The organism is Galbitalea soli (genome assembly GCF_010686725.1).
Lineage (GTDB): Bacteria > Actinomycetota > Actinomycetes > Actinomycetales > Microbacteriaceae > Galbitalea > Galbitalea soli.
The window spans coordinates 972,220-996,903 of record NZ_JAAGWZ010000001.1 but is presented as its reverse complement, the minus strand read 5'-3'; the positions used below and the strand labels follow the sequence as shown (position 1 = coordinate 996,903).

General features: G+C 68.7%; 21 protein-coding genes and 2 riboswitches. Of the genes, 17 read left to right on the top strand and 4 right to left on the bottom strand.

What is annotated here, in order from left to right; genetic code table 11:
• The first annotated feature begins 58 nt into the window (after positions 1 to 58).
• Positions 59 to 1,048 (top strand): class II fructose-bisphosphatase, encoded by a 990-nt coding sequence (glpX, locus tag G3T37_RS04665; protein WP_422110968.1) that lies wholly within the window; start codon positions 59 to 61, stop codon positions 1,046 to 1,048.
• 9 nt (positions 1,049 to 1,057) lie between these two features.
• Here the strand turns inward: glpX and G3T37_RS04660 are convergent, their stop codons facing one another.
• A complete protein-coding gene (locus G3T37_RS04660; RefSeq protein ID WP_163472271.1) occupies positions 1,058 to 1,438 on the bottom strand; it encodes a VOC family protein in 381 nt (126 codons plus the stop codon).
• A 77-nt stretch (positions 1,439 to 1,515) separates the two neighbouring features.
• Complete coding sequence (locus G3T37_RS04655) at positions 1,516 to 2,874, bottom strand: DNA recombination protein RmuC (protein ID WP_163472270.1); 1,359 nt, start codon at positions 2,872 to 2,874, stop codon at positions 1,516 to 1,518.
• 108 nt (positions 2,875 to 2,982) lie between these two features.
• Here G3T37_RS04655 and G3T37_RS04650 point away from each other — a divergent pair, with 108 nt between their 5' ends.
• Complete coding sequence (locus tag G3T37_RS04650) at positions 2,983 to 4,500, top strand: CoA-acylating methylmalonate-semialdehyde dehydrogenase (RefSeq protein WP_163472269.1); 1,518 nt, start codon at positions 2,983 to 2,985, stop codon at positions 4,498 to 4,500.
• Positions 4,501 to 4,510: 10 nt separating this feature from the next.
• Here G3T37_RS04650 and G3T37_RS04645 read toward each other — a convergent pair whose 3' ends face one another.
• On the bottom strand, positions 4,511 to 5,116 hold the full coding sequence (locus G3T37_RS04645; protein WP_163472268.1) for an exonuclease domain-containing protein: 606 nt from the start codon (positions 5,114 to 5,116) through the stop codon (positions 4,511 to 4,513).
• Positions 5,117 to 5,299: 183 nt separating this feature from the next.
• On the opposite strand from G3T37_RS04645, the gene G3T37_RS04640 reads away from it, so the two are divergent.
• The 12 genes from G3T37_RS04640 (at position 5,300) to gcvP (ending at position 18,947) form a co-directional block, all read left to right on the top strand.
• On the top strand, positions 5,300 to 7,630 hold the full coding sequence (locus G3T37_RS04640) for a hypothetical protein (RefSeq protein WP_163472267.1): 2,331 nt from the start codon (positions 5,300 to 5,302) through the stop codon (positions 7,628 to 7,630).
• Positions 7,631 to 7,692: 62 nt separating this feature from the next.
• Positions 7,693 to 8,766 carry a redox-regulated ATPase YchF gene (ychF, locus tag G3T37_RS04635; protein ID WP_163472266.1) on the top strand — a complete coding sequence of 358 codons (1,074 nt, stop codon included), beginning with the start codon at positions 7,693 to 7,695 and terminating at the stop codon, positions 8,764 to 8,766.
• A gap of 103 nt (positions 8,767 to 8,869) precedes the next feature.
• Positions 8,870 to 10,132: an acyltransferase family protein gene (locus tag G3T37_RS04630; protein WP_163472265.1), complete on the top strand. Its 1,263-nt coding sequence runs from the start codon at positions 8,870 to 8,872 to the stop codon at positions 10,130 to 10,132.
• Positions 10,133 to 10,175: 43 nt separating this feature from the next.
• Positions 10,176 to 10,466: a hypothetical protein gene (locus G3T37_RS04625; RefSeq protein ID WP_163472264.1), complete on the top strand. Its 291-nt coding sequence runs from the start codon at positions 10,176 to 10,178 to the stop codon at positions 10,464 to 10,466.
• 37 nt (positions 10,467 to 10,503) lie between these two features.
• Complete coding sequence (locus G3T37_RS04620; RefSeq protein WP_163472263.1) at positions 10,504 to 11,169, top strand: SDR family NAD(P)-dependent oxidoreductase; 666 nt, start codon at positions 10,504 to 10,506, stop codon at positions 11,167 to 11,169.
• Positions 11,166 to 12,008 (top strand): hypothetical protein, encoded by an 843-nt coding sequence (locus G3T37_RS04615; protein ID WP_163472262.1) that lies wholly within the window; start codon positions 11,166 to 11,168, stop codon positions 12,006 to 12,008. The genes G3T37_RS04620 and G3T37_RS04615 overlap by 4 nt, the downstream gene beginning before the upstream one ends.
• A 62-nt stretch (positions 12,009 to 12,070) precedes the next feature.
• Positions 12,071 to 12,748, top strand: a complete 678-nt coding sequence (locus tag G3T37_RS04610; RefSeq protein WP_241732090.1) for an LON peptidase substrate-binding domain-containing protein — start codon at positions 12,071 to 12,073, stop codon at positions 12,746 to 12,748.
• The gene (locus G3T37_RS04605; RefSeq protein ID WP_163472261.1) at positions 12,735 to 13,151 is read left to right on the top strand and encodes a hypothetical protein; all 417 of its coding nucleotides are present in this window, start codon (positions 12,735 to 12,737) and stop codon (positions 13,149 to 13,151) included. The genes G3T37_RS04610 and G3T37_RS04605 overlap by 14 nt, the downstream gene beginning before the upstream one ends.
• 35 nt (positions 13,152 to 13,186) lie before the next feature.
• Positions 13,187 to 14,197, top strand: a complete 1,011-nt coding sequence (locus G3T37_RS04600; RefSeq protein WP_163472260.1) for an aldo/keto reductase family protein — start codon at positions 13,187 to 13,189, stop codon at positions 14,195 to 14,197.
• 118 nt (positions 14,198 to 14,315) lie between these two features.
• A riboswitch (glycine riboswitch) is annotated at positions 14,316 to 14,409 on the top strand.
• Positions 14,410 to 14,515: riboswitch (glycine riboswitch) on the top strand.
• A gap of 30 nt (positions 14,516 to 14,545) precedes the next feature.
• The gene (gene gcvT, locus G3T37_RS04595; protein ID WP_163472259.1) at positions 14,546 to 15,682 is read left to right on the top strand and encodes a glycine cleavage system aminomethyltransferase GcvT; all 1,137 of its coding nucleotides are present in this window, start codon (positions 14,546 to 14,548) and stop codon (positions 15,680 to 15,682) included.
• Positions 15,682 to 16,053, top strand: coding sequence for a glycine cleavage system protein GcvH (gcvH, locus tag G3T37_RS04590; protein WP_163472258.1), 372 nt, complete (start codon positions 15,682 to 15,684; stop codon positions 16,051 to 16,053). The genes gcvT and gcvH overlap by 1 nt, the downstream gene beginning before the upstream one ends.
• Positions 16,053 to 18,947, top strand: coding sequence for an aminomethyl-transferring glycine dehydrogenase (gene gcvP, locus G3T37_RS04585; protein WP_163472257.1), 2,895 nt, complete (start codon positions 16,053 to 16,055; stop codon positions 18,945 to 18,947). The genes gcvH and gcvP overlap by 1 nt, the downstream gene beginning before the upstream one ends.
• Before the next feature lie 58 nt (positions 18,948 to 19,005).
• Here the strand turns inward: gcvP and G3T37_RS04580 are convergent, their stop codons facing one another.
• A complete protein-coding gene (locus G3T37_RS04580; RefSeq protein WP_163472256.1) occupies positions 19,006 to 19,857 on the bottom strand; it encodes a CPBP family intramembrane glutamic endopeptidase in 852 nt (283 codons plus the stop codon).
• 329 nt (positions 19,858 to 20,186) lie between these two features.
• Between G3T37_RS04580 and G3T37_RS04575 the strand changes: the two genes are divergently transcribed.
• The 3 genes from G3T37_RS04575 (at position 20,187) to G3T37_RS04565 (ending at position 24,682) form a co-directional block, all read left to right on the top strand.
• A complete protein-coding gene (locus tag G3T37_RS04575; protein ID WP_163472255.1) occupies positions 20,187 to 21,857 on the top strand; it encodes an ABC transporter substrate-binding protein in 1,671 nt (556 codons plus the stop codon).
• Positions 21,858 to 21,950: 93 nt separating this feature from the next.
• A complete protein-coding gene (locus tag G3T37_RS04570; RefSeq protein WP_163472254.1) occupies positions 21,951 to 23,489 on the top strand; it encodes an ABC transporter permease subunit in 1,539 nt (512 codons plus the stop codon).
• Complete coding sequence (locus tag G3T37_RS04565; protein ID WP_241732089.1) at positions 23,486 to 24,682, top strand: ABC transporter permease; 1,197 nt, start codon at positions 23,486 to 23,488, stop codon at positions 24,680 to 24,682. The genes G3T37_RS04570 and G3T37_RS04565 overlap by 4 nt, the downstream gene beginning before the upstream one ends.
• Positions 24,683 to 24,684: the final 2 nt, after the last annotated feature.

Genomic DNA, 24,684 nt, shown 5'->3' with positions numbered 1-24,684 from the left:
CTCACCACCATCAGCTCCGTGTGTGTCCCTATTTCCACGCCTACGAAAGAGCATTCCCTTGGTGAGCACCGACAGCGCGACCGTCTATCTCGAGCCCGACCGCAACCTCGGAATGGAGCTCGTTCGCGCCACCGAGGCCGCCGCCATCCGGGCCGTGCCCTTCATCGGCCGGGGCGACAAGCTCGCGGCCGATGGCGCCGCGGTGGATGCGATGCGCAAGTTCCTCGGCACCGTCGAGTTCGACGGCGTGGTCGTCATCGGTGAGGGCGAGAAAGACAAGGCGCCCATGCTGTTCAACGGCGAGCACGTCGGGAACGGGCGAGGACCGTCCTGCGACATCGCCGTGGACCCCATCGACGGCACCTCGCTCACCGCGGCAGGGCGCCAGAACGCGCTCTCGATGATCGCCGTTGCCGATCGCGGCAGCATGCTCGACGCCTCCACCGTGTACTACATGAACAAGATCGTGGCGGGAGCCGAGGGCATCGGGGTCATCGACATCCGCAAGCCCATCGGGGAGAACATCCGCGCACTGGCCGCGGCGAAGGGCAAGCCGGTGGAGGAGATCACCGTCGCCGTGCTCGACCGCCCCCGTCACGCGCAGCTCATCGACGACATCCGCGCGGCCGGCGCGGGCACCCGCATGCTTCTCGACGGCGACGTTGCGGGCGGCATCAACGCCGCGCGGTACGGCACCCGGATCGACATGTGCGCCGGGATCGGCGGCAGCCCGGAAGGGGTCGTCACAGCGTGCGCGATCAAGGCGCTCGGCGGGTTCATCCAGACGATGCTCCACCCCATCGACGATGACCAGCGCCAGCGGGGACTCGATGCCGGTCTCAAGTTCGACCACGTGTACGAGGCCGACGAGCTGGTGACGAGTGACAACACCTATTTCGTGGCGACGGGCGTCACCGATGGCGGGCTCGTTGCCGGTGTGCGGCGCATGGGGCCGGTCATCCGCACGGAGTCGATCGTGCTGCGCTCCCGCTCGGGCACGATCCGGCGGGTGATCGCCGACCACCTCGCCGAGAAGTGGCTCGACTGACCCCGACGGCTAGTGCAGGATCGACAGAACGTTGCCGGCCGGATCGGTGAACCAGGCGATGTCGGGTCCGTAGCCGGCGCTGCGACCGCGGGCGATCCCGCGCTCGTCCTGGTGCGCGCCCTCGTACCTGAGCAGCGTGACGCCGGCGGCTTCGAGCTCGTCCGCGGCCACGTCGATGTCGTCGACCTCGAGGTTGAGGATGGTGAAGGTCGCGGGGGTGTGATCGGGCTTGCCGTAGACGAGAACCGCGCCGCCCGCCGGCAGCTGGATGTTGAGGAAGCCCATCTCGTTCACGGTGACGGCGAGGCCGAGGGTCTCGCCGTAGAACTCGCGAGCCTCCTCCACGTCGGTCACCGAGAATCCACTGAACATGCCCGTCGTCGTCACCATCGTGTGCTCCCTCGTCGGATGCGGCCGACCGGCCACTCTTCCAGCAGTCTTGCACCGTTCCGGCCGCGCGGCACGGGCTATTCCTCGAGCGCCGCCCGCTCCTCGGCGTTAGCCTCGAGCTCCGCGACGAGTTCGAAGGCGGCCAGCTCGCGCGGCGATTCCTCGATGCCCGACAGCGCTCCCAGCACCGTGGACTCGTCCAGGTTGTTCAGCTTCCGCGCGGTCGGGAGCACCTGCCTCTCCATCGAGCCGACGAAGCCGTTGTAGTTCTTCACCGTGCTCTCGATGGAGCGCCCCAACTTCTCCACGTGGCCGGCGAGGGTCGCCAGGCGACCGTAGAGCTGCTTGCTCAGGTCGAAGAGCTCCTTCGCCTCGTCGGTGAGCACGTTCTGCTGCCACGAGAACGCCACCGTTTTGAGCACCGACCAGAGGGTGACGGGGGAGGCCAGCGCGACCCGCTTGCTGAAGGCGTAGTCCATGATCCCGGGGTCGGCCTCCATCGCCGAGGAGACGAGCGATTCGCTCGGGATGAACGCGATCACGAGTTCGGGTGAGGCGTCGAGCCCCGCCCAGTAGGCCTTGCTGGCGAGCGTGTCGATGTGGCCGCGCACGACCTTCACGTGCTGCTTCATGAGCGACTCGCGACGAGCCCCCTCCTCGCCGGTCGATGAGGGGGAGATCTGGCTGGCCTCGAGGTACGCGGTGAACGGCACCTTCGCATCGACCGCGATGTTCTTGCCCCCGGGCAGGTGGATGACCATGTCGGGTCGCCCCGCACCCGCATCCGAGTTGATCGACGCCTGGACGTCGAAGTCGACGCGCTCGATGAGCCCCGCCGCCTCGACCACGTTGCGCAGCTGCGTCTCGCCCCACACTCCGCGGATGCTGTTGGAGCGGAGCGCCGAGGCGAGCGATTCGGCGGTGCTCCGCAGGCGCTCCTCCGACTCGTTCGCCGCCCGCAGCTGCTGGCTGAGGGCCCCGTACTGCTGGCTGCGCTGTTCCTCCAGCTCCTGCACCTTGCGCTGCACGGCTTCGAGCTTCTCCTGCACGGGGCTCAACGCGACGAGAACCTTGCCGTCGCTGCGCTGCCGCTCCGCCTCCGCCTCCTGGATGTCGCGCAGTCGTTGCTGGAACTCGACCAGCCGATCCTCCTGCTGAGCGATCTGCGCGCGGAACTGCTCGCGCTGCAGCAGAAGCTGCTCGCGCGCGCCGTCGAGGGTGGCGGCCGTGGCCGCGAGCTCCTGCTGAAGCCCCGCGCGGGCGCGCTGCTCCTCGCCGCGAACCTCCGCGAGCTCCGCGGCGTGCCGTGCCGCCAGCACCTCGGGAATCTCGGCACCGCTCGGGGTCGCTCGGCGGCCCCGACCGAGCAGGAGGCCGAGGGCGCCGCCGAGCACGATGCCGATGACCAGACCGATGAACAGGGAGAGAGCATCCATGACGCCCAGTGTGGCAGGCAGGGCCGACACCGGCTCGCGGCGCGGGGCCGCGCGGGACGAATCGAGGCAGCAAAATGTTCTCGAAATGTCTCTGGTTAGAGTGGCGCTATGAGCATTGTCGAGCCCGCTGTCGCGGCGCCAGAGATCGTCGAACACTGGATCAACGGGGGGACGGCGAGCGGGTCATCCACCCGCACCGCACCCGTCTACAACCCCGCGCTCGGTGAGGTGGCGCGCGAGGTTCGGCTGGCGAGCCGGGGCGACGTCGATGTCGCCGTCGCCGCCGCCGCGGCCGCGTTCCCCGCGTGGTCGCGGGCGTCGTGGGCGAAGCGTCAGCAGGTGATGTTCGCGTTCCGCGAGATCCTGAACGCGCGCAAGGGCGAGCTGGCCGCGATCCTGACCAATGAGCACGGCAAAGTGACCTCCGACGCTCTGGGCGAGATCGCGCGCGGGCTGGAGGTCGTCGAGTTCGCGACCGGGCTGCCGCACCTCGCCAAGGGCGAGTTCAGCGAGAACGTCTCGACCGGCGTGGACGTGTACTCGATCCGCCAGGCGCTCGGCGTGGTCGGAATCATCAGCCCCTTCAACTTTCCGGCCATGGTGCCCCTCTGGTTCTTCCCGATCGCGCTGGCGGCGGGCAACACGGTCGTGCTGAAGCCGAGCGAGAAGGACCCGTCCGCCTCCCTGTGGATGGCCGCGGCGCTCACCGAGGCGGGCCTGCCCGACGGCGTGTTCAATGTGGTGCACGGCGACAAGGAGTCGGTGGATGCCCTGCTCGAGCATCCCGACATCGCCTCGATCTCGTTCGTGGGCTCGACCCCCATCGCGAAGTACATCTACGAGACCGCGGCGCGCCTCGGCAAGCGGGTTCAGGCGCTCGGCGGCGCGAAGAACCACATGCTCGTGCTGCCGGACGCCGACCTCGACCTCGTGGCCGACTCCGCGGTGAACGCCGGGTTCGGGTCGGCGGGCGAGCGCTGCATGGCGATCTCGGTCGTCGTCGCCGTCGAGCCGGTCGCCGACGAGCTCATCGAGAAGATCCGCGAGAGGATGTCCGGCCTCCGCGTCGGCGACGGCACCCGCAATTGCGACATGGGCCCCCTCATCACGCGCGAGCACCGCGACAAGGTCGCCGGCTACCTCGATGTCGCAGCCGAGGACGGCGCGACGATCGTGGTCGACGGACGCGGTGTCGAGGTCGATGGCGCGGCGGACGGGTTCTGGCTCGGACCGACCCTCATCGATCGGGTTCCCGTCACCTCACGGGTGTACACGGAGGAGATCTTCGGGCCGGTGCTCTCCATCGTGCGCGTTGAGTCGTACGAGGAGGGCCTGGCGATCATCAACGCCTCGCGCTACGGCAACGGCACCGCGATCTTCACGAATGACGGTGGCGCGGCGAGGCGCTTCCAGAACGAGGTGCAGGTGGGGATGGTCGGCATCAACGTGCCCATCCCCGTCCCGGTCGGCTACTACTCTTTCGGCGGATGGAAGGACTCGCTCTTCGGTGACACCAAGGCCTACGGGCCCGACGCGATCCACTTCTTCACCCGCCAGAAGGCGATCACCTCGCGCTGGCTCGATCCCTCGCACGGCGGCATCAACCTGGGGTTCCCGCAGAACTGAGCGGGGAGCCTCAGTCGGCCAGCACTCCGGGGCGGTGGTCCTCCGCGAGTGCACCGATGTGGTCGATGCGCGTGCCCGTGATGCGGGCCAGGTGGGGGATGTCGAGGGCATCGTGGCGCCGGGCGGCGTGCACCATGATGGCCGCGCAGGCGAGCGCGTCGGCGAGCGCGTTGTGATGTTCGAAGTCCTCGAAGCCGGCCGCCATCGCGGCGACGGGCAGCCGATACGAGTCCAGGGTGTAGGTCTTGCGCGCGACCTGCAGGCTGCAGGCGTAACGGAATGACGGCGTCTCGACGAAGCTCGCGGCGCACGCCCCCACGATGACGCCCATGTCGAATCGCGCGTTGTGCGCGACCAGGTGGTCGTCGCCCGCGAAGCCGACGAGATCGGCGAGCTGCTCGCTCCACAGCGGCGCGTCTGCCACGTCGACCGCCATGATGCCGTGGATCCGGGTGTTCCACTCCGAGAAGTCGTCGTAGCCGAACGGCGGGTGGATCAGCCAGTACGCCTCGTCGACGACTCGCCCGTCGCGCACCTTGACCATGCCGACCGAGCACGCCGAGGCACTCGAGGAGTTGGCGGTCTCGAAGTCGATGGCGGTGAAATCCAGGGGCACCGGATGATCGTCTCACGGGGGTCCGACCTCGACCGGTATCGCCCCCGCGGGTTGCGCACTGCGGTCGCGTCCGCCTCCTGCACAGCTCCCGTCGGAGCTGTCGGTTATCCACAGCCCCATCGGCCAGGGCGTGGCGAGGGGCGTCTCGCGGCTACGGTTTCGGGCGACAACCGGGAGATTCTCATGACTGAAACCACTGAAGCGGCGACCGATTCCGCCATCGCGCCACCACTCCGCGTCCTCCGCGGCATCGACCCCTCGCGCTACCGGCGCGCCGTCCTCGGCGGTGCGGCCTCCTACGCGGTCGCGGCCGTCGTCGCCGCACTCGGACTGCTCGCCCTCCAACTCGGGGCAGGGCAGCGCCACTGGATGGATGCGCGATCGCTCGCCGAGGCCTCTGCCCAGTTGGTGGCGACGGCCTTCGGCGCATCGACCCACTGGACCCTCCTGTTCGGCGGGACCGCGATCCGCGCGAGCGGGTTCTGGATCCCTGTCCCCGTCACCGCGGCAGCGGTTCTCGCGCTCGTGCTCCTGAGCTGGTGGGATGAGCGCGTACGGGTTTCCGCGACGCGGGTCGAGCGCTGGATCCGCTCGCTCGTCGCCGGTGCGGTCGTCGCGCTGCTCTCGACCATCATCGCTGCGGTGATGCCACTGTCGCTGGTGCGCCTCGACCGCATCGCACCCGGTGGTGCGCCCTTCGGCGCCGACTGGGTCCTGCGAGCCGGCGATGCGCGACTCGACGTCTCCGCGGCGGGTTTCCCCGGGTTCATCGTCGCGTTCCTCGTGTGCACGCTCGCGGCCGTCGCGGCGCGCGGGCTCGGGCGAGGCCGCGAGCGCGACGGCGCCGCGCTGCTGCGTCGCCTGATCGGCCACGCCGGCCGCGCCGCCGCCGCGTACGTCGTTCCCGCCTTCGCGCTCGCCCTGCTCGCCGCCATGCTCTACGTTCTCCTCAGGCCGTCGGGGCCGCTCGACGACCCAGCCCTCTCCGCACCCGGTCGCCTTCTCGGGGTCATGCTGCTCCTGCCGACGATCGCGGCGAATGTCATGGCCCTCGCGTCACTCGCCCCGATCGATCAGACGCCGGTGCCGACGGGCGCCGAGGGCATCCCCGCCGACGGCTCGGGATGGTTCGCCACCGCCGCACCGTCGTGGGTCGTCCTCACGGCGGTCCTGCTCAATATCGTGGTGGTGCTCGCCGTGGGGGCGCTCCTCGCGGCGCGGGTGGACCGCGTCGAACTGCGCAGCTGGCGCAGCGGCGCGGCCACCACCGCGGGCTTCGCGGTGGTGGGTGCACTCGTCACAGCGTTCGGCACTGTCGCACTCGCGATGCGCGTTCCCGATGCGGGATCGTCGAGCCCCGGCTTCTCGTTCAGCGTCGGCCCGGTCAGCTGGACCTTCCTCGTGTTCGCGGCGCTCGGGGTCATCGTGCACGCGACCGCGATCTGGGTGGGCCCGGTCATCCTCGGTGTTCTCCCAAGCGGGCTCTCCTCCCAACTCGCGCCGCCTGACCGGATTCCGGCCGCGAGCCGCGGGAGAACCATCACGGCCGTCGTGCTCGCGGGTCTCCTGCTTCTCGTGGTCGTCATCACCGTCGGCGTCGGACTCCTCAGCAGCTCGGTCTTCAGCGCGCGTGCCCAGGCGGAGCGGTACTTCTCCGCTCTCGCCACCGGCGACGTGGCGACGGTTCGCTCGATCGGCCACGTCGACACGTCCGGCGTGAGTGACGCCCTCCTCGACCCGCGAGTCGTGCACGACAGTCCGGGCAGGGTCGATCGATACCGCATCATCGACGAACGGACCGCGGGCGACACCGTGACCGTGAGCGCGCGGCTCGAACAGGGCGACACCTCGACCCTCGAGACCGTGACGCTCCGTCGGACGGGCCGCGCGTTCCTCTTCTTCGATGAGTGGTCGCTCAGGCCGGTGCAGCTGCCCACCGTGTCGATCGATCTCGTCTCCGGGGTCTCGACCGTCGTCGTCAACGGTCACAGCATCGATCTGGTCGAATCGACCTCCGACCCGGGGTACGCGGTGTTCGCCGCGCTTCCCGGCAGCTATTCCGTTCGCCTCGGCGGCCACCACCGCTACTTCAGCGCGGAGTCCGCGACGGTGGTCGTCGACTCGTCACCGGAATCCTCCGCCGAGGTGCATTTCGACCTTCACCCGACGGCCGCATTCGGGCGCGCGATCGCCACGCAGACCCAGGCCTTCCTGGCCCAGTGTGCGCGGTCGACGACACTAACACCCCGGGGCTGCCCGTTCGAGCTCACCGATTACACCGGTGTCACGAAGGTTCACTGGACGGTCGACGGACTCCCCGCCACCGTCACCATGATCGACGACGACGGGCGGTGGCGCCTCACCTCGCTGCAGCCGGGGCAGGCGACGGCGGTCTTCGACGACACCTGGTACTCGAAGACCTATCACGAGAAGGTGCCCGTGTACTTCTGGCTCAACGGGGTGATCGATTTCGCGGGCGAGGAGCCGCGGTTCCACTATGAATCGGTGCAGTGAGTGGCGGCGTGTGCCCTCGCCCCGGGCGGGCGCCCGCTGTGCGCACGATACCCTTGACCCTCGTGGCTCTTACTATCGCGATCGTCGGTCTCCCCAATGTCGGCAAGTCGACGCTCTTCAACGCGCTGACCAAGAACTCGGTGCTCGCGGCGAACTATCCCTTCGCCACCATCGAGCCGAACGTCGGCATCGTGAACCTGCCCGATCCGCGACTTGCGGCGCTCGCCGAACTGTTCCACAGCGAGCGGATCCTCCCGGCGCCCGTCTCGTTCGTCGATATCGCCGGGATCGTGAAGGGCGCGAGCGTGGGTGAGGGGCTGGGCAACAAGTTCCTCGCCAACATCCGGGAGGCCGACGCCATCGCGCAGGTCATCCGCGGATTCGACGACCCGGACGTGGTGCACGTCGACGGCAAGGTCGACGCCGCCAGTGACATGGAGACGATCAATACCGAACTCATGCTCGCCGACCTCCAGACGCTCGAGAAGGCCGAAGCGCGGTATGAGAAAGAGTTCCGCGCCAAGAAGATCACCCAGGCGACCATGGACACCGTGAAGGCCGCCATCGCCTGGCTCGGCCAGGGAAAGCCGCTGTCGGCATCCACCCTCGACCTCGCGCCCATCCGCGAGCTCGGCCTCCTCACCTCCAAGCCATTCATCTACGTCTTCAACGTCGACGAGGCCGTCCTCACGGATGCCGACGGCAGGGCCGCGCTGGCAGCCCTCGTCGCGCCCGCCCACGCCGTCTTCCTCGACGCCAAGCTCGAATCCGAACTCATCGATCTCGATCCCGACGACGCCGCAGAACTCCTCGCCAGCACCGGCCAGGAGGAGAGCGGGCTCGACCAGCTCGCCCGCATCGGCTTCGACACGCTCGGATTGCAGACCTACCTGACCGCCGGGCCGAAGGAGACGCGGGCCTGGACGATCGGAAAGGGCTGGAAGGCGCCGCAGGCCGCGGGCGTCATCCACTCCGACTTCGAGAAGGGCTTCATCAAGGCCGAGGTCATCTCCTTCGACGACCTCATCGCGACCGGCTCGATCGCCGAGGCGCGGGCGCACGGCAAAGCGCGCATCGAGGGCAAGGAGTACGTCATGCAAGACGGCGACGTCGTCGAGTTCCGTTTCAACAACTAGCGGGCCGAGAGGCGCGCCTGCACCGCCCGGGTGAGGCATAATCATCAGCCACGTCCCCGCGCACGTCGGGGCGCAGTGATGCCACCACCGCAGGAGCACCGCCATGACCGTCGCGTCGACCCCCTCATCGCTCGACCTGTCGAAGCGTGACCTCACGCTCGATCTGGCACGGGTGTTCTGCGTGCTGCTCGTGGTGGTCATCCACTTGCTGTCTGTCGGCATCGGTCGCGACTCGACCGGCGCGCTCTCCATCTCGCGTCCGCTCGAGCTTCAGCCGTGGTTTCCGCTCGTCACCTGGGCCGGGCAGATCATGCCCCTCTTCTTCGTGGTGGGCGGGTTCGCGAGCCGAACCGCCTGGCGCAGCCTCATCCGACGCGGCGAAGGGGCCACGGAGTACGTCCGCAACCGTGTGCTGCGCCTCGCGCAGCCGGCCTTTCCCCTTTTCATCTTCTACCTGGTCGTTCTCGGGGCGGCCGCGCTCATCGGGATCGCGCCCCAGATCGTCGCCGCCGCGGCGGTCGGCGCAGGCTCGCCGCTGTGGTTCCTGGCCGCCTATGCGCTCTGCCAGGCCTGCGTGCCGCTCATGGTCGATCTGCACGAGCGCGCCCCACGGATGACCCTCCTCCTGCTCCTCGCCGGCGCCATCGCCGTCGACACCCTCCGCTATTCCACCCACATCACCTGGCTGGGTCTCGGCAACCTCTTCTTCGTCTGGCTGTTCATCCAGCAGCTGGGGTTCTGGTACGCCGACGGCTGGTTCGACCGCCGGGCGTGGTGGCAGCTGGTCCTGATCGCCGCCGCGGCCTACGCCACCCTCGTGCCGCTCACCCGAATCGGCGGCGGGCCCTACGCGGTCGACATGCTCGTCGACCTCAACCCGCCGACCGTTCCGTTGATCTCGCTCGCGATCGCGCAGGCCTGTGTTCTCCGGCTGCTGCGCCCGGCCCTCGCCGCCGTGATGCGCACCCGTGCCGCGCGCGCGATCGTGTTCCTGGTCGGCTCGCGACTCATGACGGTGTACCTCTGGCACCTCCCCGTGATCATCGCGCTCTCCGGCATCGCGCTCCTCATTCCGGGCGCGAGCCCCGAGCCCGCGACGGCAGCGTGGTGGGCGACGCGGCCCGTGCTCTACCTGCTCGTGCTGCTCGGCGTCTTCGGGCTGTCGTTCCTCGTCGGCCGCTGGGAGGCGCCGCGCGAGCTCACGGCCACGCCTCCGACGGTCGTCGTCGCCGTCGCCGCGGTGCTGACCTTCATCCCCGCGTTCCTGGTCATGCAGTGGTTCCTCAACGTGTGGTTCGCCGCGGTCGGCGTCCTGCTGCTCGGCGGCGCCATTCTGATGCTGGGACGCTGGCGCGCAACGCCCTGAAATTCGCCGCGCCACCCCGCCGCAAGGAGCGTACGGTGAGCCTATGGATAAGCAGAATGCGGTCCATGACCACCGTGCGGCCGACGGCTACGTGCATTTCATCGAGTGGCTCGATGAGAAGCTCTACGGCGTCCTCGGCCCGCCGGATATCGGACCCTACAACGAGGTCGTCGCCAAGGTCAGCGACGCACTGTGCCCGGTCTGCGGAAGCGCGATGTCGCTCCACACGATCGACCACTCGACCCGAAATCCGATCCTCAACTGTCCGACCGAGCACCATGCGCTGCCCGACGAGGTCGCCGTGAACGAGTTCGGGATGCCTCTGCGCCGCTGAACCCGACGCCGCAGGTCGCCGCGGTTAGGCTGGCATCATGACGGCGTTGAGCGGTGCGGTGGTTCTCGTGGTCGGCGCATCCGGCGGACTCGGTTCGCGGCTCGCCGACCGCCTCGTTGCGTCGGGCGCGATCGTCGCCCGGGCGGGTCACTCCGCCGACGGCGTGATCCGTACCGACCTCCGCGAGACGACCGGCCCCCGCGACCTCATCGCCGAGGTCGTGGCCGAGCACGGTCGCCTCGACGGCGTCGTCATCGCGGCCGGCGTCGTCGCGTTCGGCCCCGCCTCCGAGCTCGCCGACTCGGCGGTCGAAGAGCTCTTCGACGTGAACGCCATCGGGCCGATCCGGCTCATCCGCGACGCCTTCCCCTTCCTCGTCGTCTCGGCCCAGGCCGGCCGCGACCCCTTCGTCGTCACCCTCTCCGGAGTGGTCGCGGAGTCACCGACGGCGGGCCTCGCCGCCTACTCCGCGTCGAAGGCCGCACTGGCCTCCTTCGTGACCGCCGCCTCGCGCGAGTTCCGGCGCAGCGGCGTGCGACTGGTGGATGCCCGGCCCGGGCACACCGCGACGGCCCTGTCTGAGCATCCCATCGCCGGCAGCGCGCCCGCCTTCGGAGCGGCGCTCGACCCGGACGCCGTCGCCGACCGGATCGTGCGCGCCATCGTGGAGGGCGAGCGCGACCTGCCGAGCGGCTCGTTTTGACTCCGCGGGAGCCCCGCGCCGGTGACGGGCAGCGGGGCAGCGGGCAGTCGGGCACGAGTCGAGCGGGCACGAGCCGAGCGGGCACGAATCGGCTGGGCACCGGCCGCCGCACCCCCGATGTCAGCCTGTGGACGGGCCTCGCCGCCGTCGCGGTGGCCCTGCTCCTGCTCGCCGAGTTCGTGGTGCGGCAGTCGGCGGGCACCCGCCCACCGCTGGACGAGAGCGAGGCGCTCGTCGACTTCATGGCGACCAACAGCACCAAGACCCTGATCATGATCATGATCGACACGATCCTGATGGGGGCGTTGATCGTCTTCCTCGCCGGCTTCCGCCAGCTCATCTCGAAGGTGCGGCCCGATCTGGAGTGGATCACCGATCTCGCCTTCGGCGCGGGTCTCGTCTTCGTGGGGGTGACCCTCGTCGGCGACTCGCTGGAGGCGGGTGCGGCGCTCGAGGCGGTGAATCCCCACGCCGACCCCTCCGCGCTGCGTTCCCTCACGGAGGGTCACATGCTGATGTTCGGCTCGATCAGTTGCGTGCTGCTCGCGCTGGTCTCCGCCGCCTCCGGGTACGTGACCCTCGCGTCGCGCGCGCTCCCGGTCTGGACGGGTCGCGTCGCCTATGTCGTCGCGGTCCTCAACGTGCTCGCGGTGCCGACGATGTTCGGCGGCACCAACGACACCTCCTTCGTCTCCGCCGGGGGAGTGGGAGTCGCCGTCTTCGCGACGTTCCCGTGGCTCGCCTGGGTGGTCGCGGTCGGAATCGTCACTATCCGCGGGCGCCGGCGGGGCGGGCGCCCCGATGCCCAGCGACAGGCCGAGGCTGCGGGCGTGCTGTGAGTCGGTTCCTCGTCATCGTGCGGCCGGATCGAGCGAAGCGGCGGGCGACGTAGAGTGTCGACATGACCGAGATTCCCATGTTCCCGCTGGGTTCGGTGCTGTTCCCGTGCATGCCCCTCCCGCTCCGCATCTTCGAGGAGCGCTATCTCGTGATGCTCGCCCGAATCCTGGAGAACGAGCCCGCGGAGTTCGGCGTGGTCTTGATCGAGCGCGGCCAGGAGGTCGGGGGCGGCGAGCAGCGCTTCCGCTACGGCACCGTCGCCCAGATCACCGAGCTCGAGGGTGCGGAGGGCTTCGTCTCGGTGCTGGCGCAGGGTGAGCGTCGGATCGAGATCGTGGAGTGGCTCGACGATGACCCCTTCCCGCGCGCCGAGGTGAGAGTGCTCCCCGAGCTGGAGTGGGACGCGTCGCTCGAGCCCCTGCGCCTTCGCGCGGAGCAGCAGGTGCGGCGCACCCTGGCCCGGGTGAGCGAATTCGCCGACCAGCGCTGGGCGGCGACCGTCGAGCTCTCCGACGATCCCGTCGAATCCTCCTGGCAGCTCGCCGGGATCGCGCCCCTCGGCGAGCTCGATCAGATCGCTCTGCTACGCAGTGCCAGCCTCGACGCCCTCCTCAGCGGCATCATCGAACTCACGATCGCGGCCGAGGAGACGCTCGGCGCATTCGGAGACGAGGACGACGAGGATCCGGGGATCGACGACCCGGAGTACCAGGCGGGCGACGAGGATGACGACGAGTGACCCGAGCGATCGAGCGCGTCGCGTGAACGCCGGTCGCGACGCCCTCGCCGAGATCCGCGCCGCGGAGGCCGCCCGCATGCTGGGGCTGCTCGTCAGCAGCGAGCTCCCGGCGCGCGCGGGGGAGTGGCTCGCCGCGGGAGTCGACACCCCGAACGTCCGCGCACTCGCCGGTGCCTCCGCGGAGGTGACCGCGGGCGTGCGCGCCGCCCTCCTCGCCGAGATCGCGGGAGACACGCACCAGGCCCCCGCCACCCTCGCCGAAGCGCGGGCCATCCACGCCGAAACGGTCATCGCCCGCATGACCGCGCACCCCGGCGCCGGGATCATGGAGTTCTCGAACAGCGTGACGGATGACCTCAGCCGCCGCCTGCGCACCCTCGCGGCCCGCGTCTTCCGCCGCTGACCCCCGCGACCCCGTGACGGCGTAGCGTGGGGACCATGGAATTCAGATACCTCGGCAACTCAGGCTTCAAGATCTCGGAGATCACCTACGGCAACTGGCTGACCCACGGCTCGCAGGTGGAGAACGACACCGCGAAGGCGTGCGTCTCGGCGGCGCTCGACGCGGGCATCACCACCTTCGACACGGCCGATGTCTACGCGAACACCGCGGCGGAGACCGTCCTCGGTGAGGCGCTCAAGGGCCAGCGCCGCCAGTCGCTCGAGATCTTCACGAAGGTCTTCGGCCCGACGGGCCCGAAGGGGCACAACGACCTCGGCCTCTCGCGCAAGCACATCATGGAGTCGATCGACGGATCCCTGTCACGGCTGCAGACCGACTACGTCGATCTCTATCAGGCGCACCGCTTCGACTACGAGACCCCGCTGGAGGAGACGTTCCAGGCGTTCGCCGACATCGTGCGCCAGGGCAAGGCGCTCTACATCGGCGTGAGCGAGTGGACCGCCGACCAGCTTCGCGCGGGCCACGCCCTCGCGAAGGAGCACAAGATCCAGCTCATCTCCAACCAGCCCCAGTACTCCGCGCTGTGGCGCGTCATCGAGGCGGAGGTCGTGCCGACGTCCAAGGAACTGGGCATCTCCCAGGTGGTCTGGTCGCCGATCGCGCAGGGCGTGCTCACCGGCAAGTACCGCCCGGGCGCCGAGCTTCCCGCGGGCAGCCGCGCGACCGACGAGAAGGGCGGCGCCAACATGATCAAGCGATTCATGAACGACGACGTGCTCGGCCGCGTGCAGAAGCTGGCGCCGATCGCCGAGGAGCTCGGGCTGTCGCTCGCGCAGCTGGCGGTCGCCTGGGTGCTCCAGAACGAGAACGTGGCCACCGCGATCATCGGCGCGTCGCGCCCCGAGCAGGTGCACGAGAACGTGAAGGCCGCCGGAGTCACGATTCCCGCCGAGCTCCTCGCGCGCATCGATGAGGCCCTCGGCGACATCATCGAGCGCGACCCGGCGAAGACGCTCGAGAGCTCGCCGAAGACCCGCGAGGGCTGAGCCCGCGACCCGCTCGTGCCCCCGTTTCCGCGCCCGCGGAACGGGGGCACGAGCACTGTCGCGTAGAGGGTAGTGGGCAGACCGGCTAGGCTGATCCCACAATCGAACATCGGGCCGCGCACGCGATGCGGGAGAGCATCCCCCCAATGGGAATGCACCGAAGGAGCAAGCCTCCCCGCCAATCTCTCAGGTTTATGTACCGCATCGAACTGGCCACTCTGAAAAGAGCCGTCCGGCAGACCAGCCGGGCTGCCGCCGACGGTGAAAGTCGACCCTCCGGGTCGGCGAAACTCTCAGGCCGATGACAGAGGGGGAGTTCTTGTCCAGCCCAGCCTGACGGAGAACTCCATGACCGAAAGCAGTTCAACCCCCGAGCGATATTCGCCGCTGCACGCGATCCACGTCGCGGCGGGCGCCAGCTTCACCGACTTCGCGGGCTGGCAGATGCCGGTGCGGTACAGCTCCGACCTCGCCGAGCACCACGCCGTGCGCACGGCGGCGGGCCTCTTCGACCTCTCGCACATGGCGGAGATTCTGGTGATCGGTCCCGAGGCGGGCGACGCCCTCGACTACGCGCTCGCCGGGCGCCTCTCCGCCATCGCGGTCGGGCAGGCCAAATACAGTCTGCTCCTGGCCAGGACCGGCGGGATCCTCGACGACCTCGTCGTCTATCGCACGGGGGAGGACCGCTTCCTCGTCGTCGCGAACGCCGCCAACCGCGAGCTCGTCGCGCGGGAACTGCTCGACCGGGCGTCGCCGTTCGACTGCGAGGTCTTCGACGAGTCCGACGACATCGCGCTCATCGCGATCCAGGGCCCCCGCTCGCTCGAGATCCTCGACCAGACGGTCGGCATCGGCGTCGACGGGCTCGCCGAGCTCGGCTACTACCGCGCCCGGAGCGGGCACTACGAGGATGTCCACGAGCTGCTCATCGCCCGCACCGGGTACACCGGCGAAGACGGCTTCGAGATCTACTGCGCGCCCGACATCGCCCCGGCCATCTGGGAGGCGCTCGCCGAGACCGGCGCCGGCTCCGGACTCGTCCCGGCCGGGCTCGCCAGCCGCGACACGCTTCGGCTGGAGGCGGGCATGCCACTGTACGGGCACGAGCTCGACCAGCACACCTTCCCGGTGAGCGCGGGCCTCGGCCGCGTCGTCGCGCTCGCCAAGGAGGGCGACTTCGTGGGGCGCGCGGCGATCGAGGCCGGGCCCCCGGCGGATGCCCGTGTGCTGGTCGGGCTCAGCGCCGAGGGCAAGCGCGCGGGTCGGGCCGACTACTCCGTGTACTGCTCGGCCGAGGGCGGCGACCCCGTGGGGAGGATCACGAGTGGGGCGCTGTCGCCGACGCTCGGTCATCCGATCGCGATGGCCTTCGTCGACGCCGCCCACTCCGCGGTCGGCAGCCCCCTCTTCATCGATGTCCGCGGCACGCGTATCGACGCGACCGTCGTTCCCCTTCCCTTCTATAAGAGAGAGTCCAAGTGATGGCCGAGCAGTCCGAACTCCAGTACACCGCCGAGCACGAGTGGGTGCTCGTCGACGGCACCACGGCGACCGTCGGCATCACCGCCTACGCCGCCGAGAAGCTGGGCGACGTGGTCTTCGTCGACCTGCCCGCGGTCGGCTCCGCGGTCGCGGCGGGAACCGTGGTCGGCGAGATCGAGTCGACGAAGTCGGTCGGGGAGCTCTTCGCGCCCATCGACGGCACCGTGCTCGAGGCCAACGACGCCGTCGTGGCGAGCCCGGAGCTCGTCAACAGCGATCCCTTCGGCGCGGGCTGGCTCATCAAGGTCGAGTTCACCGCGCTGCCCGCGCTCCTGTCGTGGGACGAGTACCGCGCGCTGGTCGGCGAGTGATGGCCGCCTCCTTCCAGGAACGCCACATCGGAACGGACTCACTCGCGCAGCTGGAGATGCTCTCCGCGGTCGGCTACGACTCGGTCGACCAGCTCGTCGAGGCCGCCGTGCCCGACTCGATCCACGTCGCACCGCTCGCTGAGTCCAGCATCCCGGCGGCGATCTCCGAGCGCGCGGCCCTGGCCGAGCTCCGCCGCCTCGCGTCGCGCAACACCGTGCGGCACTCCCTGATCGGCCTCGGCTACTACGACACGATCACCCCCGCGGTCATCAAGCGCACCGTGCTCGAGAACCCGAGCTGGTACACCGCGTACACCCCGTACCAGCCCGAGATCAGTCAGGGCCGGCTCGAGGCGCTCATCAACTTCCAGACGATGGTCTCCGACCTCACCGGCATGACCACGGCGAACGCCTCGATGCTCGACGAGGGAACGGCCGTCGTCGAGGCGATGCTGCTCGCGCGCCGGGCATCCGCCTCGCGGTCGAGCGTCTTCCTCGTCGACGCGGACGCCCTCCCGCAGACCAAGGCGCTCCTGGCGAACCGCGCGGAGGCGGTCGGGATCACCCTCCGCGAGACGAGCTACAGCGAGTTCGCCGCCGATGACGCCGCGCTCGATGCCTTCGGTGCCTTCGTGCAGTACCCGGGAGCCTCCGGCAGGGTCTGGGACCCGTCGGCCGTCATCGCGGGCGTGAAGGCGCGGGGTGGGCTGGCCGTCGTCGCGGCCGATCTGCTCGCGCTCACCCTCCTCACCTCCCCGGGCGAGCTGGGTGCCGACATCGCGGTGGGCACCTCCCAGCGCTTCGGTGTGCCCATGGGATTCGGTGGACCGCACGCCGGTTACATGGCCGTGCGCGCGGGGCTCGAGCGACAGCTGCCCGGGCGACTCGTGGGGGTCTCGCAGGATGCGACCGGGCATCCCGCCTACCGCCTCACCCTGCAGACGCGGGAGCAGCACATCCGGCGCGAGAAGGCCACCTCCAACATCTGCACCGCGCAGGTGCTGCTCGCCGTCATGGCGTCCATGTACGCCGTGTACCACGGGCCCCAGGGGCTGCGGATGATCGCCCGCCGCGTCCACGAGCAGGCCGGTTCCTTCGCCACCGCGCTCGCCGACGCGGGCCACGATGTCGTGAACGACACCTTCTTCGACACCCTCACCGTGCGCGTGCCCGGGCGTGCGGATGAGCTGGTCGCCGCGGCGCTCGACCGCGGGGTGACCATCCACCTGGTCGACGCCGACACCGTGAGCCTGAGTTTCGACGAGGCCTCCGCCTTCGACGGCGAGGAGACCGACGCCGCGCTCGCCGCGGTGTTCGGCACCGCACCGGGGGCCGTAGCGGGAACGCCGGCGCGCGAGCCGCGCCGCCGCTGGCCCGCGGACCTCGACCGTGCCAGCGAGTACCTCACGCACCCGGTGTTCAACACCCACCGGAGTGAGACGGCGATGATGCGGTACCTCAAGTACCTCGCCGACAAGGACTACGCGCTCGACCGCGGCATGATCCCGCTGGGGTCGTGCACGATGAAGCTCAACGCGGCCACCGAGATGGAGGCGGTGACCTGGCCCGAGTTCGCCGCCATCCACCCCTTCGCGCCGGCGTCCGACGTCGCGGGCTACCTCGACCTCATCGAGCAGCTGCAGCGCTGGCTCGCGGAGGTGACCGGCTACGACTCGGTCTCCCTGCAGCCCAACGCGGGGAGCCAGGGCGAGCTCGCCGGGCTGCTCGCGATCCGCGGGTATCACCACGCCCGCGGTGACGCGCACCGCACCGTCTGCCTGATCCCCTCGAGTGCGCACGGCACGAACGCGGCGAGCGCGGTGCTCGCCGGCATGAGGGTCGTCGTCGTGGCGACCGACGAGCTCGGCAATGTCGACCTCGGCGACCTCCGCGCGAAGATCGCCGCGAACGCCGAGCAGCTGGCGGCGCTCATGATCACCTACCCCTCGACGCACGGCGTCTACGAGCACGAGATCCGCGACATCACCGACGCCGTGCACGAGGCGGGCGGCCAGGTCTACGTCGACGGCGCGAACCTCAACGCGCTCCTGGGCTACGCGCGCTTCGGCGACTTCGGCGGCGACGTCTCGCACCTCAACCTCCACAAGACCTTCTGCATCCCGCACGGCGGCGGCGGTCCCGGGGTCGGTCCCGTCGCGGCGAAGGCTCACCTCGCGCCGTACCTGCCCGGTCATCCGCTCGCCCAGCGCGACGTGGTGGCGGGCCGGGAGGGCGCGACCGTGCCGTGGCACCGCAACATCGTGAGTGCGGCGCCGTACGGGAGCCCGAGCATCCTGCCGATCAGCTGGGCCTATGTGCGCATGATGGGCGCGGACGGGTTGAAGGCGGCGACGGGCGCGGCCGTGCTCGCGGCCAACTACGTCGCGGTGCGCCTGCGCGACCACTTCCCGGTGCTGTACGCGGGCGACAACGGCCTGGTGGCGCACGAGTGCATCCTCGACCTGCGCCCGCTCACCGCAGCCACGGGAGTGACCGTCGACGACGTGGCCAAGCGCCTCATCGACTATGGCTTCCATGCCCCGACGATGTCGTTCCCGGTCGCGGGCACCCTCATGGTGGAGCCGACCGAGAGCGAGGATCTGCCCGAGATCGACCGATTCATCGACGCGATGATCGCGATCCGGGCCGAGGCGGATGCGGTGGCCGAGGGTCGCTGGCCGGCCGACGACAACCCCCTGGTCGGCGCCCCGCACACGGCGCAGTCGGTCATCGCGGGGGAGTGGACCCACGCCTACACGCGGGAGGAGGCGGTCTACCCCGTCTCGTCGCTCATCCGCAGCAAGTACTGGCCTCCGGTGCGCCGGATCGACCAGGCCTACGGCGACCGCAATCTGGTCTGTGCCTGCCCGCCGATCGAAGCCTTCGCCGAGTAATCCGCCGCGCCGTGCCGGTGCCCTCGCTCTCGCGGGGTGCCGGCGCGGCGGGCGACGGTCAGCGGAGCAGTGCGGGGAAGGTGGCCGCCGCCCAGGAGTAGCCGACGAAGATCGCCGCGTCGATGAGCGTGTGGGCGATGATGAGCGGCAGCAGCCGTCCGTAGCGCTGGTAGAGCGTGCCGAAGATGAGCCCCATGATCGCGTTGCCGACGAACGCGCCCCAGCCCTGATACAGGTGGTACGTGCCACGGAACAGGCTCGTGGCGACGATGATCGGCCACGGGCCGACGCCCAGCCGGCGCAGGCGCGCGAAGAGGTACCCCACGACGATCACCTCCTCCTGCAGCCCCGCGCGCAGCGCCGAGAGCAGCAGGACGGGCACGGTCCACCAGTACGAGCCCAGACCGTTGGCCGAGACCGCGACGGTGACGCCGAGCGCCCTCCCGCCGAGGTACACCCCGATTCCACCGATCCCGATCACGAGGGCGAGCAGGATGCCCAGCGCAGCGTCGCGCACCGGCCGCCGTGCGTCGATCCCCAGCGCGCCGAGGTGCGGCGCGGTCGCGCGCCAGAGCAGGAAGCAGACGAGGGCCACGGGCACGAGCTGGGCGCCCAGGTCGATGAGCTGGTAGAGCAGGTCGAAGACGGGGCGGGTGCTGTCGGAGGTGTTGAGCGCGGCGGACTGGTGGCCGAGGGGGGCGCTCCGGGTGCTCAGGTCGATGAGCTGGACGATCGCCGCGACCGCGGAAGTGCCGAGCGAGAGGCCGAGCACGATCGCGATCTCCGCGCGGATTCGCCCGCGGCCGCTCGGGGCCGACGGCGCCGGGGCTGCCGTCTCGCGCGGCAGGGGCGGTGGAGACGGCGGCACGTCAGCGATGATACGCCGACCCGATATGAAGGTTCGAATCATAGACGCCGCACACACGCACTTTTCATGCGTATTTGCCCGGTCCATCGAGGATCTGTTGCGTGGCGCGCAAGGAAAGTGAGTGCGCGTTACCAATGTGTAACGTTTCTGTTTACAGTTTGGCGATGGTTGACACCCGTTTTAGTGTGGCAACTAATAAGCGCGGCAGAACGCTAGGAATCGTCCTGCCGTTAGCTCCACTTTGCACAGGAGGAAAATTGAAAATCAAACGCTGGACTGCGCTCGCCGCAGTCGTTGCGGCGGGCGCCCTCGTCTTGTCGGGCTGCTCATCCTCGGGTGGATCGGGTTCAGAGGTCACAGCATCGACTTCGGTGACCGTCGCCCAGAACTCGGCCTTCAGCTCGCTCAACGCGAACACCACGACGGGTAACTCGACGTACAACCAGAACATCATCTACATGACGAGTTCTGGCTTCAACTACTACGACAACACCCCCGCCCTGGTGAAGAACACCAAGTTCGGCACGTACACCAAGGTCAGCGACAACCCGCTGACGATCAAGTACACGATCAACAAGGGTGTGAAGTGGTCTGACGGAACCCCCGTCAACGCATCGGACATGCTCCTCAACTGGGCGTCCAGCATTACGAAGTACAACGACCCCAAGGGCGTCAACTTCACCTCGGTCTACGCCGGAACCGGCTTCGACCTCATCACCAAGACCCCGGAGATCTCCGACAACGGCCAGTCGATCACGTTCGTGTACGACAAGCCCTACGTCGACTGGGAGCTCCAGCCCATCGTGAACATGCCCGCCGCCTCCACCTGGGAGCTCGCCGGCATCGACTCGAAGAAGGGCAAGGCCGCACAGGATGCCGTCGTCAAGGCCATCCAGGACAACGACACCGCGACCCTGACCAAGCTCGCCACCGCGTGGGCGACCGGGTTCAACTTCGAGGGCATGCCGTCGAACAAGGCCGCGCTCGTCACCGACGGCCCGTACGTCATCTCGAAGCTGGTCAAGAACCAGTACGTGACCCTGACGGCCAACCCGGCGTACAACTGGGGCCCGAAGACCCACGTCTCGAAGATCACGGTTCGCTTCATCGCCGACCAGACCGCGCAGGTGCAGGCTCTCTCCAACGGTGAGGTCAACATCATCTACGGCCAGGCGACCTCCGACACCGTCAAGGCGCTGAGCGCGGTCAAGGGCGTCACCACGACGACCACGCCGACCTCGGACTACGAGCACATCGACCTCACCTTCAACAACAAGGGACCGTTCGACCCGGCCACGTACGGCGGCGACGCCGCCAAGGCGCTGCTGGTTCGCCAGGCCTTCCTGAAGTCGATCCCGCGTGACCAGATCATCGAGCGCCTCATCAAGCCGCTGGCGAGCAACATCAAGCCGGACAACTCCCAGACCTTCATTCCGGGTCAGGACGGCTACGACGCCTCGGTCGCTGCGAACGGTTCCTCCGACTACGCGACGCTCGACAACGCCGGTGCCAAGGCGCTCCTCGCCAAGGCCGGAGTGAAGACCCCGGTCACGGTCAAGTTCGCCTACGCGAACGACAACCCGCGTCGTGCGGGTGAGTTCCAGCTCCTGCAGGCGGCTGCGAAGGCCTCCGGCTTCAACGTGGTCGACGTGGGCAAGCCCACCGCCGACTTCTTCGGTGCCAACGGTCTGGGCAGCGGCAAGTACAACTACGACGCGACGGTGTTCGCGTGGTCGTACACGAGCCTCGCCCGTACCGGTGCGGAGTCGCAGTTCATCACGGGCGGCAACTCCAACTTCAACGGCTACTCGAACAAGACGGTTGACGCCGACTTCAAGGCACTGGAGACCGAGCAGGACAACGCCAAGCAGATCGCACTTCTGCAGGACGTCGACAAGCAGGCATGGGGCGACGCGATGTCGATGATCCTGTTCCAGCTGCCCGACGTGACGGCACACTCCAACACCGTCGAGAACGTGTCCGACGCACCGCTGGTGCCGAACGTGTTCTGGAACTTCTTCGACTGGACCGTGAAGAAGTAAACTCCAAGACGGTTCTGAAGTAACGGGAGCCGGGGTCGCGATGCGACCCCGGCTCTCTGCCGGAAAGAACCCGCCTAGAAAGGTAGGCATTCTGTGCTGACATTTTTGGCCCGCCGGACCCTCGCGTCGATCGCGGTGTTGTTCGTGGCCTCGTACCTCGTTTACATTCTCTCCGCCCTCTCGGGCAACCCGCTTGCCGACCTCGAGTCATCGCACGCGATCAACAAGGCGCAGCTGATCCAGCAGCGCGTTCAACTGCTTCACCTCGACATCCCGCCCTTCCTTCGATACTTCCTCTGGCTCGGCGGTCTGCTCGCCGGCGTCATCGGCAAGCTCGACCTCGGTCACTCGCCCAACGGCCAGTCCGTGACCTCCGAGCTGTCCACCGCGATGGGGTCGACGTTGACCCTCGTCACCGGTGCCACGATCGTCGCCATCGTCGTCGGACTCACGATCGGCATCACGACCGCCCTGCGCCAGTACACGACCTACGACTACACGGCCACCTTCGTGTCGTTCCTGTTCTTCTCCCTGCCGATCTTCTGGATCGCGGTGATGCTCAAGCAGTTCGCCGCGATCGGCTTCAACAACTTCTTGGCCGACCCGGTGATCGGGCCGGTGACCATCGTGGTCACGGCGCTCGTCTCGGGGATCGTCTGGATGGGCATCATCGGCGGCGACCTGCGACGGCGCATCCTCGTCTTCGTGATCGCCGGGGCCGCCGCGGGAGTCGTGCTCGCCTACATCAGCCTCACCGGCTGGCTCAAGAACCCCAGCCTCGGGCCGGTCGCGTTCGTGGTGCTGTCGCTCGGCGCCGCCTACCTGATCACCGTTCTCTCCACGGGGTGGGCCAACAAGAAGTCGCGTAACACGGCCCTCTCGGTCGTGGGCATCGGTCTCGTGCTCTACTTCCCGCTGCAGGCGCTCTTCAACCAGTACGCGATCATCAACTTCTTCACGGTCGCGCTCATCGTGATCCTCATCGCCGCGATCGGCGGAGCCACCGGCTACTTCTGGGGAGGTGTCGACCGCGGCCAGTCCGTGCGCACCGGCGCCCTCACGGGCTTCGTGATGGCGCTGTTCCTGCTGCTCGACCGCTTCCTCAAGTCGTGGGACGTCTACTTCAACCAGGTGGCACAGGGCCGCCCGGTCGCGACCATCGGATCGGGAACTCCCGACCTGACGGCCGACTACTGGATCACCGGCCTCGACAGCTTCACCCACCTGCTGCTGCCCACGATGGCGCTGATCCTCGCGTCGATCGCCGGCTACAGCCGCTACTCGCGGGCGAGCCTCCTCGACGTCATGAACCAGGACTACATCCGCACCGCGCGCGCGAAGGGCCTCACCGAGCGCACGGTCATCATGCGGCACGCTTTCCGCAACGCGCTGATCCCCGTCACCACGGTCATCGCGCTCGACTTCGGCGCGCTCATCGGTGGCGCGGTCGTCACGGAGTCGGTGTTCGGCTGGACCGGCATGGGAGCTCTGTTCCAGGGAGCGATCAACATCGTCGACGTGAACACCATCATGGGCGTGTTCCTCATCACGGCGGTCGCGGCCGTCGTCTTCAACGCACTAGCGGACCTCATCTACACGGGTCTTGATCCACGAATTCGGGTATCGGCATGAGTTCACCACTGGGACAGGGTCCCGCCATCGGCAGCGACATCGGAACGGGTCCGAACTCGGAGGACCCGCGCAACGAGAAGGTGCGCAGCGAGCAGTTCGCCGGCGACGCCACCCCGGCCGGAACCCCCGGCGACGGCGGGGGCAGCGACAAGGCGGAGAATGCCATCGCGATGAAGGAGGTCGAGGGCCTCAGCCTCGGCCGCATCGTGCTCCGCCGCTTCCTGCGGCACAAGGGCGCGATGATAAGCCTCGTCGTGCTGCTGCTCGTGGTCATCCTCTCCTTCAGCGCCATCGGCATCAACGTGCTCGGCTGGCACACCACCGGGTGGTGGAAGTGGACCTATGACGCCGTGCCGCAGCCCGAGAACGGCACGGCGCCGACGCTGAGCCTGATTCCGCAGTGGCTCGGCGGATCCGGCATCCACCTCGGCAACCACCCCTTCGGCCAGGACGACGTGGGTCACGACATGTTCGCGCGGGTCATGCGCGGCATGCAGCAGTCGCTCATGATCATCCTCGTCACGGGTGTCGCGTCGACCGTGCTCGGCACCGTCATCGGGTCGGTGGCCGGCTACGTCGGCGGCGTCGTGGACTCGCTGCTGATGCGCCTGACCGACCTCATCATCATCGTTCCGCTCATCCTGCTCGCGGCGATCGTCGCCCACCTTTTCTCCAACGCGGGATCGATCGCCCTGGCGCTCGTGCTCGGTGGTCTCGTCTGGACGAGTCTCGCGCGGCTCGTGCGCGGCGAAGTGCTGGCCCTCCGAGAACGCGAGTTCGTCGAGGCGGCGCGGGTCGCCGGAGCGAGCGCGGCGCGCATCATCTTCCGCCACATCCTCCCGAACGCGGTCGGCGTCATCATCGTGAGCGCCACGCTCACCATGTCGGCGACGATCCTCACCGAGACGGCGCTCAGCTACCTCGGCCTCGGTGTGCACGCTCCCGATGTGTCACTCGGTTCGCTCATCAGCCAGTACGAGACCGCGTTCACCACCCGGCCGTGGCTGTTCTGGTGGCCCGGTATCTTCATCGTGATCATCGCCCTCAGCATCAACTTCATCGGAGACGGGCTCCGCGACGCCTTCGACCCGCGTCAGCGTCGCTCGCTCGGGCGAAAGGCCCTCAAGGAGAAGTCCGAGGCGCGCCCCAAGCCGGTCACCGACGCGGGGCCGGTTGCGGATGCCGGAGCATGAGC

What these genes read in the sequence shown, in the direction of transcription:
- G3T37_RS04660 (WP_163472271.1), bottom strand. Translation starts at nt 1,438, where the DNA reads ATGGTGACGACGACGGGCATGTTCAGTGGATTCTCGGTGACCGACGTG.
- G3T37_RS04655 (WP_163472270.1), bottom strand. Translation starts at nt 2,874, where the DNA reads ATGGATGCTCTCTCCCTGTTCATCGGTCTGGTCATCGGCATCGTGCTC.
- G3T37_RS04650 (WP_163472269.1), top strand. Translation starts at nt 2,983, where the DNA reads ATGAGCATTGTCGAGCCCGCTGTCGCGGCGCCAGAGATCGTCGAACAC.
- G3T37_RS04640 (WP_163472267.1), top strand. Translation starts at nt 5,300, where the DNA reads ATGACTGAAACCACTGAAGCGGCGACCGATTCCGCCATCGCGCCACCA.
- G3T37_RS04630 (WP_163472265.1), top strand. Translation starts at nt 8,870, where the DNA reads ATGACCGTCGCGTCGACCCCCTCATCGCTCGACCTGTCGAAGCGTGAC.
- G3T37_RS04625 (WP_163472264.1), top strand. Translation starts at nt 10,176, where the DNA reads ATGGATAAGCAGAATGCGGTCCATGACCACCGTGCGGCCGACGGCTAC.
- G3T37_RS04620 (WP_163472263.1), top strand. Translation starts at nt 10,504, where the DNA reads ATGACGGCGTTGAGCGGTGCGGTGGTTCTCGTGGTCGGCGCATCCGGC.
- G3T37_RS04610 (WP_241732090.1), top strand. Translation starts at nt 12,071, where the DNA reads ATGACCGAGATTCCCATGTTCCCGCTGGGTTCGGTGCTGTTCCCGTGC.
- G3T37_RS04605 (WP_163472261.1), top strand. Translation starts at nt 12,735, where the DNA reads ATGACGACGAGTGACCCGAGCGATCGAGCGCGTCGCGTGAACGCCGGT.
- G3T37_RS04600 (WP_163472260.1), top strand. Translation starts at nt 13,187, where the DNA reads ATGGAATTCAGATACCTCGGCAACTCAGGCTTCAAGATCTCGGAGATC.
- gcvT (WP_163472259.1), top strand. Translation starts at nt 14,546, where the DNA reads ATGACCGAAAGCAGTTCAACCCCCGAGCGATATTCGCCGCTGCACGCG.
- gcvH (WP_163472258.1), top strand. Translation starts at nt 15,682, where the DNA reads ATGGCCGAGCAGTCCGAACTCCAGTACACCGCCGAGCACGAGTGGGTG.
- gcvP (WP_163472257.1), top strand. Translation starts at nt 16,053, where the DNA reads ATGGCCGCCTCCTTCCAGGAACGCCACATCGGAACGGACTCACTCGCG.
- G3T37_RS04580 (WP_163472256.1), bottom strand. Translation starts at nt 19,857, where the DNA reads ATGATTCGAACCTTCATATCGGGTCGGCGTATCATCGCTGACGTGCCG.
- G3T37_RS04565 (WP_241732089.1), top strand. Translation starts at nt 23,486, where the DNA reads ATGAGTTCACCACTGGGACAGGGTCCCGCCATCGGCAGCGACATCGGA.